Source organism: Cohnella cellulosilytica (assembly GCF_042431195.1).
In the GTDB taxonomy this organism is placed as follows: domain Bacteria; phylum Bacillota; class Bacilli; order Paenibacillales; family Paenibacillaceae; genus Cohnella; species Cohnella cellulosilytica.
In genome coordinates this window covers 229,232-242,424 of sequence record NZ_JBHMDN010000013.1, presented here as the reverse complement: position 1 = coordinate 242,424, position 13,193 = coordinate 229,232, and the positions used below count along the sequence as shown (strand labels likewise).

The following is a 13,193-nucleotide window of genomic DNA, read 5'->3' as shown; positions in this document are numbered from 1 at the left end:
CATAGGAAGAAGGTGCACAAACAAAGGGATAATCTTTTGTCGGGATGTTGGTTTTCGTAGGATTTGAGTTCTGAACGAACGCTTATATCTTATTCATTAAAATAATTTAGGGGAATCGCGAACTTTTGCAGAAATTAAGAAGGGGTGCTTAGCTGTGTATAACATTTGCATAATCGGCTCAAGTCTGGGTTGGACTCCAAAGTTGTCTGTCGATTTAATGACCGTATTCGAAGAACCGCTTGATATTCGTCTGGTGGATCTGGATCCTTCCGTGGCGAGGCTGTGCCAGGAATGGGGAGAAACGGCGACCAAGCACTACGGGCGTCAAGATAAGTTCACGGCATACTCCGATAGGAGGAAGGCTCTGGAAGGAGCCGACGCCGTCATCATTACCATATCCACGGGCGGCCTGAAGACGATGGAATACGACATCGCAATTCCGGAGAAATATGGGATTTATTCGACTGTCGGAGATACGGCAGGGCCGTCCGGATGGTCCAGATCGATGAGGAATATTCCGGTATTCGAGGAATTCGCTCGCGATTTTGAAGAAATATGCCCGCAGGCGTTCATTGTGAATTACACAAACCCAATGTCCTCCTTGACGGCGACGCTTAGCTCGTTGTGCGGCAATCCGGTGGTCGGTCTGTGCCATTCTTATTTCGACTTCAAGGATGTGATTCAACGGATATTCAAGCTGGAGGACTGGAGCCCGATCTCGCTGCAGATTGCCGGCATGAATCATTTTACCTGGATGACGGATTTCAAGGTAGGCCGCCAAGACGGTTACACGATGCTCAGGGAGCTGGTGGGGACGGGCTCGCTGCGCGATGTGCTGCCGGCGTTGGATGACAAGGGTCAGCCGTCCAGATATGATCTGTGCGCGGAGCTCTATGATACCTATGGTTACATGCCTTATCCCGGAGATCGGCATAGCATCGAATTCCTCTCCTACACGCTGTCGGGAGATGTGCAAAGAGAAACGGTTACCGATCCGAGAGGCTACGACTATGAGATCATCAGCGGCTACAACGTGAATAGAACGCCCGTATCCGAAAGAAAGCTGGGCGCGCCGAGAGCCACGAAAAGACTGACGGAGCTGGTGAGCAAATACCCGGAGAATTGGCCGGCAGAGCTGAAGAAAAGCGAAGAAACGGGCTCCAATATGGTACATGCTTTTTTGCATAACCAAGCGATGACCGATGTGGTTAACACCTTGAATGTCGGTCAAATTCCCGGATTGCCGTTGGGGGCCTGCGTCGAAACATACGGCATGATCGACGGTTCGGGCATACGGCCCGTCGTGGTGGACAAAGTGCCGGAACGATTGCTGGAGCTTATGCGTCCGCAAGCGATGAATCAAAAGTGGCTCACCGAAGGGGCTGTCCGGCGGGATAAGAAGCTGCTGCTCCAAGCCTTGCTTAATGATCCCCAATGCCGCCATCTTACGACTCGCCGGATTCAGGAGCTGGCCGAAGAGCTGTTCGCGGCAAACCGGCCGTACATTTCATTATAAAAAGAAGAAGAGAGGGAACGGATATGATAAGCATTGCGATATCGCGGACTGCGGAGGAGATGGGCCTTGCCGCGGCCCGGCAAGCGGCGGAAGTCATGAACCGAAGCATAGCGGATCAGGGACATGCAAGAATCATTTTGTCGACAGGCAAGTCGCAATTTGAATTTCTGAAAGCGTTCGTGAAGATGGAGATCGATTGGAGCAAGGTGGAGGTGTTCCACCTGGACGAATACATCAATATGTCCGAGGACCACCCGGCCAGCTTCAAGAAATATTTGAAAGAACGATTTCTGCGCTATGTCTCGGTGAAGCAAATGCATTTTGTCGAAGGCAATGGCGATATCGGGAAGACGCTGGAGCAATTGACGATTGAAATCCGCAAGAGTCCTATCGATTTGGCTTTAATAGGGATTGGCGAAAATGCGCATATTGCTTTTAATGATCCGCCGGCCGATTTTACAACGGAAGAGGCCTTTAAAGTCGTGCATTTGGATGAGGTATGCAGGGAGCAGCAATTCAAGGAAGGCTGGTTTCCGAATAGGGAGGACGTTCCGAAGACGGCGATTTCAATGACTGTTCCGCAGATTATGCGAAGCAAAGCGATTATCTCTTGCGTGCCTTATCTGTCCAAGGCGAATGCGGTGAAGCGTACTATGGAATCTGTTGTCTCTCCCCATGTTCCTTCAACAATACTGAAAACGCACGATCGCTTCTTCATGTATCTCGATGAAGAGTCCGCCTCGCAAATCGTAAGTTTATAAGAATTAATTGCGCGGGATGCAAGCAGGAGGTGATGTTTTTGGAAAGCATAGAGAAACCGTTGTCCGGGAGAAGCCGCCCGCGGGGAGTCGGGTCCTCCAGGCTTCTGGGGCGTCTTGTGAAAAATCGTTGGCTGTATTTCATGCTGCTTCCCGGCGTCGTTTACTTTATCGTGTTCAAATATTTGCCGATGTGGGGAATATTGATTTCCTTTCAAGACTATCAGCCGTATCTGGGGATGCACGGGAGCAAATGGGTAGGCTTTAAACATTTTTATCATTTCTTTAACGAGCCAACTTTCGGCCTGTTGTTCAGGAACACGCTAATTTTGGCGGTGTATAACCTGGTGTTCTTCTTCCCGCTGCCGATCATCATTGCGCTAATGCTGAATGAACTGAGGAAAAAAGCATTTTCGCGCCTCATTCAGACGTTTATTTATGTCCCTCATTTTGTCTCATGGGTGGTTGTCATAGGCCTGACTTATATTTTTTTTACGACGGAAGGCGGAATTGTGAATAACGCCCTAAGCTCGCTGACCGGACATCAATATCCTTTTCTGATGAGTGAAAATTGGTTCCGTACGATGATCGTCTCGCAGGGCATCTGGAAAGAAACCGGCTGGGGAACGATCATCTTTCTTGCGGCGCTGTCCGGAGTCGATCTTCAATTATATGAAGCTTCGCGCATAGACGGAGCCAATCGCTGGCGTCAAATGTGGCACATTACACTCCCGGCTATTCGCAGCACGATTATCATTCTGTTTATTTTGCGGCTGGGCAGCTTCCTTGATACCGGATTCGAACAGATATTCCTCATGCTTAACGCAATGAATCGGGATGTTGGCGAAATATTCGATACTTATGTTTATACGGTAGGCATCACTCAAGGGCAATTTAGTTATAGCACGGCAGTCGGCTTGTTCAAATCGTTAGTAGGTCTTGTTTTGGTTATTACTACCAACTACTTTGCCAAAAAAATGGGGGAAGAAGGAGTGTATTAATACCATGCAGCGGGACCATACGTTCGGAGGCTGGCTGTTCGACAAAGTCAATATCATTCTGCTGATCGGGTTTGCGGCTGTCTGCATCTTGCCGTTCATCTATATTATTGCCGGTTCCTTCAGCACTGCGGAAGATCTTGGATCGAGAGGGTTCATCCTGTTCCCCAAGCATTTCTCGCTGGATGCCTATCAATATTTATTTTCGACTCCAACGTTGAGCCGCAGCCTCGCTGTTAGTGTCTTTATTACTGTCGCAGGCACTTTGATTAATCTGGTGTTCACATCGTTAATGGCCTATCCGCTGGCTAGAAAAGATTTGGACGGCCGCCGTCCCATCATGCTAATGGTCATCTTCTCCATGCTTTTCAGCGGCGGCATGATTCCCACCTTTCTGGTAGTGAAGGAACTCGGAATTATGGACACGTATTGGGCCGTGCTGATCCCGGGAGCCATTAGCGCCTTTAACTTGATTATCTTGAAAAACTTCTTTCAGCAAATGCCGGAAGGGATCGAGGAGTCGGCCAAGATCGACGGGTGCAACGAGCTGTCCCTCTTGATTCGCATCGTGCTGCCGTTGTCGGCTCCAGCCATGGCCACGTTCGCGCTTTTTTACTCCGTTGGCCATTGGAACATGTATTTCGACGCCATCCTGTATTTGAACGATCCGGAGAAATGGCCGGTTCAAGTGCTTCTGCGGCAGATTGTCATTTTATCCCAAGGGGGCGTCGGCGACTCGCAAAAGATGGTCGATCACTTTGTACCGCCGTCCGAAACCATCAAGATGGCAACGATCGTACTGTCCACCGTCCCCATATTGTGCTTGTACCCCTTTTTGCAAAAGCATTTTGCCAAAGGCATTTTATTGGGGTCTGTAAAGGGTTGAATTGCATCTTCCGAACAGGAAGATCATATTCACATAAAAACTTAGGAGGAGTCACAATGAAAGCGAAGAAGGGCAGTTTCTGGCGAACATCGTTCGTATTGTCTTGCGCTGTGGTTTTGTCGGCGGCTTTGCTCAACGGCTGCAGCAGCAAGAACAATGAGGGAAGCAACACCGACGAAGGCAGCGGCGCTGTACAGACATCGCAGCAGCCTTCCGCAAGTCAAGCGGGGACAGAGAAGCCGATTACGATTACGATTACGATGATGACTCAGTACTTCGGTTCGGAGCCGCCGACCAAAGATAATGAGGCCATGAAACTGATCGAGGAGCATATCGGAGTCGATCTCGATGTGAACTGGCAGCCATCGGGCGGTTATACAGATAAATACACCGCGATGATGGCTGCGGGCGACCTGCCTCAAATTGTTATGATCGATAACGCGCGGAATCCGGCCATGATCAATGCGGTGCGCTCGGGCGCCTTCTGGGAAATCGGGTCTTATCTGAAGGATTATCCGAATCTCGGCAAGTTAAGCGAGATTGCCTTGAAGAACAGTTCTATCGACGGCAAGGTGTACGGGATTCCCCGGGCGCGCCAAATGGCGCGGGAAGGAATACTCATTCGTAAGGATTGGCTGGACAATCTGGGTCTGGCAGAGCCCAAAACGTTCGATGAACTCATGAATGTGGTGAAAGAGTTCACGATAAGCGATCCCGACAAGAACGGCCAAAACGATACGATCGGTATTCCGTCGGCAGGCAGCGCGCAAGGGCTGGATATGTTCGCGATCTACGAAGGCGCGCCGAATCAGTGGAGAGTGGAAGAGGACGGTCAGTTTGTACCCTCCTTCATGACCGAGGAATACCAGAAGGTGCTGGCACAGTATCGCGAGATGTACCAGAACAAGTATATTAATCAAGATTTTCCGGTCGCCAAAAGTACGATCGACCCGATAAATCAAGGAAAAGCCGGACTTTATCTGGATACTATGGATGATCTGCAAGCCTTGTTTACCGATCTGTTCGTACGCGATCCGAAGGCGGAGCTGATTCCGATCAGCCGTATTCAAGGCTCTGACGGCGCTTACCATGTTCCTCTTGGCAGCGGGCTGGCCGGGATGTTCATGTTTCCGAAGTCGAGTGTCAAGTCTGAAGCCGAGTTAATAACGATCCTGGAGCACTTCGATAAGCTGGGCGATAAAGAGCTGCAGGATTTGCGCACGTGGGGCATTGAAGGCAAACACTACAAAATGGTAGATGGCGTGCCTGAGCACATCAATCCGAAGCAATTCGCCGATGAAGTCTACACGAACTTTTTCCAATTGAAGTTCGATAACAGTGAACTCGCGATGGCCGGCAATCAAGATCCGGGCATGAAGGCGATTGAACAAATGTGGGTAGATAACATCGAGATCGGGGTTTCCAATCCTGCAGAGCCGCTTATCTCGGCCACGAATACGGAAAAAGGCGGAACCTTGAAGCAAATTATGAAAGACGCGAACACCAAGTATATTATGGGAACCATCGATAAAGCCGGTTACGATAAGGCGATCCAGAATTGGCGCGATAGCGGCGGAGATCAGATCATCAAGGAATACACCGACGAGTACAGAAAGCTGAACCCGTAAGGAATGACTTTGCGCTTTACCGCGGGGCAATGGCTGCGTCATTCGCATGATGAATGCCGCAGCCGTTTTCTTTCGCGCGGCCTGGAGTCGTCCGCGTTGAACCGTATGCAAATTAGCGAAAAAGGAATGGATTAAAGTGAAGATAGAGCTTAGTCTGCTTCGGGAAGAACACAGGGGGGCCGCTGTCCGATTGGCTGACGATGTATTCCGCACCGACGGGCAGACGTCGATGGGAATCGCTTATCCGGAAGTGTTCTCCCCCGCGCTGGGTCAGTCCTACGCTCTGTTCGAGGAGGGGAAATTGGTTTCCTTCATGGGCTTGGTACCGGAAGTCATCCGCATCGGGAACGCGCGGCTCCAAGCGTATTCCATAGGAGCGGTCTGCACGCACCCCTCTGCAAGGGGGAAGGGCTACGCAAGCGAGCTGCTGACCCGTGCGAAAGCTCATGCGGACGAAGCCGGAGCGTCTTTGCTGCTCGTTTCCGGAGATCGGGGATTGTATACCGGCGCGAATTGTCACCGTTTTGGCTGGACGAAACACATGGCGATAGAAGAGGAGCACATTCAGCTGCTCCAGAGCTCGTCTTCCTGGCAATGCCGGGATATGCTGCCGACCGACGGGTTCAGAATCAAGCGGTTGTCCGATGCAAGACCTATTCGTTACGAACAAAGCCTGGGAGATTTGGCTGTTCATATCTATGCCGCCGGCGAGGCCAGCAACTCGAAATCCATTCATAAAGTGCTGATAGCGGAGAGATCCGGCGAGGCGGCGGCGTTCGTCGTTGTTGCCGTTTCCGCGGACGGGACGCCGGGCGATCGCGCGAAAGCGGTCGAATGGGCGGGGGATTCGACGGCCGTGGCAGCGCTGTTCGCGGAAGCCGTGAGACGCTATCGGCCCGGCAAGCTGGATATCTTCGTCCCGTGGCATGAGACGGAACTTATATCGACCCTTGGCGATATCCCGGGCACGGCCAAGAAGAACGCGGGCACCGTGCATATCGTCAGTCCCGAGAGGCTGCTTCGACAGCTCCAACCGTACCTGCATTCCGTTGGAGCCGCAGAGGGAGTAAGCGTCAAGGAGCTGCCCGATAACCGCTGCTCTCTGACGATTGGCGGAGGCGTGAAGGCTGATCTTCAGGCCGGGGAAACGGTTTCTTTCCTGTTCGACCCCGACGGTCCTCCCGCGGCTCGGGTATTGCGCGAGAAGCTCGAAGGGGTTTTCCCGATCCCGTTTCCTTATACGGGGGGGCTGAATTTTGTCTGACGAGCGGAAATTATCTTTATATTTTATTCGTCACTGTCTGCCTGCGGATCAGGAGGCCGGTTATTCGGGAGAACCCAATCCCCCGCTGGGAATCGTCGGGCAAGAACAAGCGAAACACGTGGCCGAGCAAATCGCTTCGTGGGGAGTTGACGAACTGGTGTCCAGTTCGATGAGACGAGCGCTCCAGACAGCCGAGCCGATCTACGCCAGGCTGGGAATAGACTGGCACGTATGGCCGGCGCTCTCCGAGACGAGCCGCAGAAGCTGGCCGGCGCTGCGCTTGGCCGGCACTTGCAGTGCGTTTGACTATTCCGCAATATCGGAGCGCGAGAGGGCGGGGTATCCGAGCATCGCGGATACGCATCCGCACGCCCGGTTAAGCCAGCCATTCGAGCCGGTTGATCGCTGGGTGTATCACGACGAGACGCGAGAGCAATCGTATGATCGCGGGCGCAAGATTCTCAAGGCTTTGATAGGGAGGCAGCCTGCCGGCAAACATCGGAAAGTCGCCATCGTCGGTCATGCCGCATTCGGCTCGGTGCTGCTCTCGCTGCTCAGCGGGGCTCCGCCTTGCGATCACAATCGCTTCCATTTTGCCCATGGCGCGATTGCGCGCGCGGATATAGCAAGAGACTCGGAAGCGGGCTGCCGGGAGGCCGCTATCTGTTTCTCCAATTATGTGCAGCATCTGCCGACCGAATGGATTACAGAAGGATACAATTATTGAACAGGAGATGTTTCTATGAACGAAGATCGGCCGAAAATACGCAGTGCCATTGTCGGTTACGGCGGGGAATTCAATATGGGGAAACATCATGCGGGGGAGATGGAGGCGGTAGGGATCGAATTGGCGGCGGTTTGCGATATCGACCCCAAGAGGGCGGCGGAAGCCGCACGCGATTTTCCTCATATCCGCACGTTCACGAATGTAGAGGAGCTTCTGAGCCAACCGGATATCGATCTGGTGACCTTGATTACACCGCACAACACGCATGCGGATTTGGCGATGCGGACTTTGGAGCACGGGAAGCACTGCATCCTGGAAAAGCCCATGTGCATTCATGCGGAGGATGCGGATAAGCTGGCGCGGAAAGCGCGGGAAAGCGGCCTTATGCTGTCGGTGTATCATAACCGGAGATGGAATGATTGGTATTTGACCGTGCAGGATTTAATTCGGAGGGAGCTGCTCGGCGACATCTTTTTTGCCGAATTTTATTTCGGCGGCTATGAGCGGCCGAGAACCTGGTGGCGGTCCGATAAGGCCGTTTCCGGGGGAGCCTTCTATGATTGGGGGGCCCATTATATGGATTGGGTGCTCGGGCTTATTCCTTCCGCGGTTAAATCCGCTAGAGGCTACAGCCAGAAGCTGTTGTGGCAGGACGTGTCGAACGAGGATCATCTGGACGGCATCATCCAGTTCGAGAACGGTGCCGTCGTTCATGCGCAAACCTCGGCGATCTCCCGAGCGGGCACGGTTCAAAAAAGGATATTGGGGACCAAAGGCGCGGTAACCATCCAAAATAAAGAAAAGTTTCTTACCCTATATACAGAGGTGGGAGGCGTCCCTGTAGAGACCAAAGTGCCGTTTCTGCCCGGGAAGCCTCTGGCGTACTATGCGAACATTGCCGATCATTTGGCGAATAAAGCGGATCTGATCGTGACACCGGAGCAGGCAAGACGAGTCATATCGGTACTTGAATCCGTTACGAAATCGGCCGAGCTGGGGCGAGAGATTCCTGTTCCATACGAGAATATTTAATTGGATAAGGGGTGCAGACGGATGAAACCGGCCATTGCTGTGCAGTTGTTTACCTTGCGGGATCTATTGGCTGCGGATTTCTGGGGAGTGTTAACAAAAGTAAAAGAGATGGGCTACGCGGGAGTGGAGTGGGCCGGCCTGAACGGGCATTCGGCAGCGGAGGCGGGAGCTTTCGCCGAGAACCTCGGACTGGCTTCGGCGGCTATGCACGTTGGGATGGCTCGGCTGCAGGACGATCTGCCCGCATTGCTTGAAGAGGCCAGACAACTGCGAACTCATCATTTGGTATGCTCCTCGTTGCCTAAGACGATGAGGGATGAAGCGGGCTATAAGACTTTCCGTCGGCAGATCAATGAAATTGCCGAAAAAGTCAAATCGGAAGGGTTCACAATAGGCTACCATAATCATGATTTCGAGCTTGGAACGAGTGTGGACGGGAGCCCGGCGCTCGCTTATCTGCTCCGACCGGAAGCGGGGAATTCCTTGCTCGCTGAAGTGGATCTGTATTGGGTCAGGAAGGGCGGCTGCGACCCGTTGTCCTTTATTCAACCGTATGCCAACCGAATGCCGACCATTCATCTCAAGGATATGAGCGCCGACGAATCGCAAAGCTTTGCCGAGGTGGGCAGCGGAGTGATTGACTTTGCGCCAATATTGAAGTGGTGCGAGCGCAGCGGAGTGAAGTGGTACGTGGTGGAACAGGATATTTGTCGGACCGACCCGATGGAATGTATTCGGACAAGCTTGAAGAATTTGCACAAACTTATAGGCTAACCGTACAAACTTACAGATTAGCCGTCGGAAACTCCCATATAAAGAGGTGTTGCAAGTGACAGGCAAAGTGAGGATTGGCTTGATCGGATTGGGCGGTATGGGGCGGGCACATATGAAGTATCTGGCGAACGGCGAGGTAGAAGGGGCGGAACTCGCCGCCGTATGCGAGAGCTTCCCGCCGAATCTGGAGCGGGCGCGGAAGAGCTTGCCCGATCGCGTAGCCTGCTTTAGCGAGCCGGAGGCGATGTTCAAGTCGGGCACGATCGATGCGATTCTGATCGCCACCCCTCATTACTTTCATCCGGAACTGGCGATAGCCGGGTTCGAGCATGGCTTGCACGTGCTCACGGAAAAGCCGGCAGGGGTCTATACCAAGCAAGTTCGTCTGATGAATGAAGCAGCGGCCAAGAGCGGCAAGGTATTCGGGATTATGTACAACTTGCGTTTGCTCGGGCTGTATAAGAAACTGAAGGATCTGGTCGACACGGGAGAGCTCGGAGAGATCCGTCGCACGAGCTGGATCATCACCGACTGGTATCGCAAGCAAAGCTACTATGATTCCGGAGCCTGGCGAGGCACTTGGGCGGGAGAGGGCGGCGGCGTCTTGCTGAATCAGGATCCGCATCAGCTCGACCTGTGGCAGTGGACGATCGGGATGATGCCGAAGCGGGTGCGCGCTTTTTGCGCTTTTGGCAAGCACCGCAACATTGAAGTGGAGGATGCGGTTACGGCGTACGTAGAATATGAGAATGGCGCTACGGGCGTGTTTGTGACGACTACAGGAGAAGCCCCGGGAACGAATCGCTACGAGGTTGCAGGGGATCGGGGCAAAGTTGTGATAGAGGATGGCAAGCTGGTCTTCTGGCGACTAAGAATACCGGAGCCGCAGTTCAATAGAGAGAATCGCCCGGGGGATCCCGAAGCCTGGAAGATTGAAATCCCGGTCAAAGAGGGCTCTTCCGATCATATGCCCATTACGCAGAACTGGGTGGATGCGATTCTCCATGGCATCCCGCTGATCGCTCCGGGCGAGGAAGGGATCAAAGGTTTAACCTTATCCAATGCGATGTATTTGTCCACCTGGCTGAACGATTGGGTTGAACTGCCCATTGACGAAGATCTGTATTACGAAAAATTGCAGGAAATGATCGACAAGTCGAAGCGGGGAGAAAGCCATTGAAAAAATGGAATTTCGGCATGATTGGCTGCGGAGGAATTGCCAGGTTTCATGCGGCTGCGCTGCAGGAGATGGATAACGCTCGACTGGTTTGCGCAGCGAGCAGAACCGCGGAGAAAGCGGCCGCAATGGCAAGCGAGTTCGGCTGCGAATGGACGCGGGATTATCGCGCTTTGCTGGAACGAACGGACATCGATATCGTGAATGTAACGACCTCGAGCGGAAGTCATGCGTTCATCGGACGCGAAGTGCTTGAGGCCGGCAAGCATTTGGTCATGGAGAAGCCGATAACGATGACAGAGGGAGAAGCGCAGCAGCTCATCGATCTGGCTCGTTCACGCGGGCTGGTCGTATCGGTTATTTCGCAGATGCGATTCGAGCCGTACTTTCAGAGTGTCAAGCGACTGTTGGACGAGGGGAAGTTGGGGAGGCTGCTGCTCATCGAAGCGGGAACGCCCTATAGCCGTTCTCAGGAGTATTACGACTCGGCCGATTGGCGGGGAACGATTGCGGAGGACGGCGGAGCGTTGATGAATCAAGGCATTCATCAAATCGACCTGCTGCTGTGGCTGGGCGGTCCGGCCAAGTCCGTATTCGGCAAAATCGCTACGATGACACACAGGATGGAAGCGGAAGACATGGGGGTTGCCGTTGTCGAATTTATCAATGGAGCCATAGGCACGATACTGTCAACGACGAGCGTCAAGCCCGGTTTTCCTCCATATATTCATCTTTATACGGACAAAGGAACCGTTAAGCTTGTCGGTCAATCCGCAGAGTATTGGTCGGTGGAAGGAGTCGAAGAGCCGACATCGCCGAACGCGCAGCATAGCGACGGCTCATCGGATCCGCTTGCCATCTCGCATATCTATCACCGCAAGCAATTGGAGCAATTGCTGCAGTCTATGGATAACGGGCTGGCGCCCCTTGTCGGCGGGGCCGACGGGAAGCGGGCTGTGGAGCTGATCCGGGCGATATACGCTTCCTCGGAATCCGGTTCGAAAGTCTGCTTATTGTGAATTCTCTCCGATATAAGGGGCCGTCCCATAAGCAGAGCAGCTTCGTTGGCTGATGGGACGGTCCCTTATGCGAGAGGCTCGCAATCCCGCGGGCAGCACAGCCGAATACTGTACAATCGGTGCAAATTATCTTATTGTTAGAGATAATATAAGATTTGAAAATTATGGATAGGTGATCCTAGTGAGTAAAAACTCAAATGCGGGTTATTTGAGACAAATTAAACAGAATAACATGTCGCAAGTGTTAAAAGATATATGGAGAATAGAGCCCGTATCCCGCATCGAATTGGTGGACGAGACCAAGCTGACCTCGGGGACGATTACGAACCTGACCTTGGACCTGTTGAAGGCCGGTTTATTGAAGGAAACGGAATTGACGACGGGCAGCGTGGGGCGAAGAAGAGTGATGCTGCGGCTGAACGAGATGAGCTTCAAAATCATCGGGATCGACATCGGACGCAGCTCCTATGAAGTGGTAACGACGAATTTGATCGGGCAGATTCTGGATTCGCAAGAAGTTTTAATCGACAGGGATACCGATCCTCTTCAAGTGCTGGAAGGCGTCGCCGCCATCGTGCGCAAGAGCATGTCGCAAATCTCCGAGCAGAACGACAAGCTTCTGGGGATCGGGCTGAGTATTCCGGGCCCGATGAACCTCAAGGAAGGCGTGCTGCTCGTTCCTCCCAATTTTCCGCATTGGGAGCATTTCGAGATTCGGAAGGAACTGGAGAGCAGGCTGGGAAGAAGGATCGTCATGAACGACGATGCCCGCACTTCGGCGTTGGCCGAGCGATGGTTCGGCCACAGCCGCAAGCTGAAGGAAGACAGCTTCGTCTACATTACGATGGGACACGGCATCGGCGGCGGCGTCGTGTCCAATGGCGAGATCATATTGGGCAACAATGGGCTTTATGGCCAAGTCGGCCATATTACCGTCGTTCCGGGCGGAGAATTATGCGAATGCGGGAATCGGGGCTGCTGGGAGACGGTAGGTTCCATTCCCGGTATTTTAAGGCGTTGGAATCCGGAGAACAAGAACAGTACGATCGAGGATTTCTTCAAGGCCGTGCAGGCTAAGGATCCGAGCGCGGAACGCTGCCTGGAGTGGACGCTGCAGATGATGGAATCCACGCTGACCACGCTATTCAACGTCTACGATCCGGCTTTGATCATTATCGGGGGCAAATTGTACCCGTATCTCGAAAGCTATGTGCCGCGCATTCGTCACCATGTGCAGGCCAGCGTCTATCCGTCCGCGCGCAGTCACGTGATCATCGAGTCGGCTTCCTTCGGCACCTCGCAAAGCGCGGTGGGGGCCGCTTCCTTAGTATTCGGCGAGCTGGTGGAACGGCCGCTCGACGTCTTGGACGAAGTGAATATGGCTAACGAATAGCTCGGATTTTCCGCCGGTTTC

General features: G+C 53.0%; 12 protein-coding genes. All 12 read left to right on the top strand.

Annotated features, from left to right (window positions below; all coding sequences use genetic code 11):
- Positions 1-154: 154 nt before the first annotated feature.
- The 12 genes from ACFFT4_RS10730 (at position 155) to ACFFT4_RS10675 (ending at position 13,172) form a co-directional block, all read left to right on the top strand.
- On the top strand, positions 155-1,516 hold the full coding sequence (locus tag ACFFT4_RS10730) for a family 4 glycosyl hydrolase (protein WP_378047480.1): 1,362 nt from the start codon (positions 155-157) through the stop codon (positions 1,514-1,516).
- The gene (locus ACFFT4_RS10725) at positions 1,435-2,277 is read left to right on the top strand and encodes a glucosamine-6-phosphate deaminase (RefSeq protein ID WP_378047479.1); all 843 of its coding nucleotides are present in this window, start codon (positions 1,435-1,437) and stop codon (positions 2,275-2,277) included. Before ACFFT4_RS10730 ends, ACFFT4_RS10725 begins: the two co-directional genes overlap by 82 nt.
- Positions 2,278-2,315: 38 nt before the next feature.
- Complete coding sequence (locus ACFFT4_RS10720; RefSeq protein ID WP_378047477.1) at positions 2,316-3,275, top strand: ABC transporter permease; 960 nt, start codon at positions 2,316-2,318, stop codon at positions 3,273-3,275.
- 4 nt (positions 3,276-3,279) lie between these two features.
- Positions 3,280-4,158, top strand: a complete 879-nt coding sequence (locus ACFFT4_RS10715; RefSeq protein ID WP_378047475.1) for a carbohydrate ABC transporter permease — start codon at positions 3,280-3,282, stop codon at positions 4,156-4,158.
- Positions 4,155-5,786: an extracellular solute-binding protein gene (locus tag ACFFT4_RS10710; protein WP_378047473.1), complete on the top strand. Its 1,632-nt coding sequence runs from the start codon at positions 4,155-4,157 to the stop codon at positions 5,784-5,786. Before ACFFT4_RS10715 ends, ACFFT4_RS10710 begins: the two co-directional genes overlap by 4 nt.
- A gap of 136 nt (positions 5,787-5,922) precedes the next feature.
- The gene (locus ACFFT4_RS10705; RefSeq protein WP_378047471.1) at positions 5,923-7,050 is read left to right on the top strand and encodes a GNAT family N-acetyltransferase; all 1,128 of its coding nucleotides are present in this window, start codon (positions 5,923-5,925) and stop codon (positions 7,048-7,050) included.
- The gene (locus ACFFT4_RS10700) at positions 7,043-7,777 is read left to right on the top strand and encodes a histidine phosphatase family protein (RefSeq protein WP_378047470.1); all 735 of its coding nucleotides are present in this window, start codon (positions 7,043-7,045) and stop codon (positions 7,775-7,777) included. Before ACFFT4_RS10705 ends, ACFFT4_RS10700 begins: the two co-directional genes overlap by 8 nt.
- Positions 7,778-7,792: 15 nt before the next feature.
- The gene (locus ACFFT4_RS10695) at positions 7,793-8,809 is read left to right on the top strand and encodes a Gfo/Idh/MocA family protein (RefSeq protein WP_378047468.1); all 1,017 of its coding nucleotides are present in this window, start codon (positions 7,793-7,795) and stop codon (positions 8,807-8,809) included.
- 21 nt (positions 8,810-8,830) lie between these two features.
- Positions 8,831-9,583, top strand: coding sequence for a sugar phosphate isomerase/epimerase family protein (locus ACFFT4_RS10690; protein WP_378047467.1), 753 nt, complete (start codon positions 8,831-8,833; stop codon positions 9,581-9,583).
- Between the two features lie 97 nt (positions 9,584-9,680).
- Positions 9,681-10,763, top strand: a complete 1,083-nt coding sequence (locus ACFFT4_RS10685) for a Gfo/Idh/MocA family protein (RefSeq protein ID WP_378047544.1) — start codon at positions 9,681-9,683, stop codon at positions 10,761-10,763.
- Complete coding sequence (locus ACFFT4_RS10680) at positions 10,760-11,779, top strand: Gfo/Idh/MocA family protein (RefSeq protein ID WP_378047465.1); 1,020 nt, start codon at positions 10,760-10,762, stop codon at positions 11,777-11,779. The genes ACFFT4_RS10685 and ACFFT4_RS10680 overlap by 4 nt, the downstream gene beginning before the upstream one ends.
- A gap of 241 nt (positions 11,780-12,020) precedes the next feature.
- Positions 12,021-13,172 carry an ROK family protein gene (locus ACFFT4_RS10675; protein ID WP_378047464.1) on the top strand — a complete coding sequence of 384 codons (1,152 nt, stop codon included), beginning with the start codon at positions 12,021-12,023 and terminating at the stop codon, positions 13,170-13,172.
- Positions 13,173-13,193 lie beyond the last annotated feature (21 nt).

What these genes read in the sequence shown, in the direction of transcription:
- ACFFT4_RS10690 (WP_378047467.1), top strand. Translation starts at nt 8,831, where the DNA reads ATGAAACCGGCCATTGCTGTGCAGTTGTTTACCTTGCGGGATCTATTG.
- ACFFT4_RS10725 (WP_378047479.1), top strand. Translation starts at nt 1,435, where the DNA reads ATGCCGCCATCTTACGACTCGCCGGATTCAGGAGCTGGCCGAAGAGCT.
- ACFFT4_RS10715 (WP_378047475.1), top strand. Translation starts at nt 3,280, where the DNA reads ATGCAGCGGGACCATACGTTCGGAGGCTGGCTGTTCGACAAAGTCAAT.
- ACFFT4_RS10685 (WP_378047544.1), top strand. Translation starts at nt 9,681, where the DNA reads ATGGGGCGGGCACATATGAAGTATCTGGCGAACGGCGAGGTAGAAGGG.
- ACFFT4_RS10695 (WP_378047468.1), top strand. Translation starts at nt 7,793, where the DNA reads ATGAACGAAGATCGGCCGAAAATACGCAGTGCCATTGTCGGTTACGGC.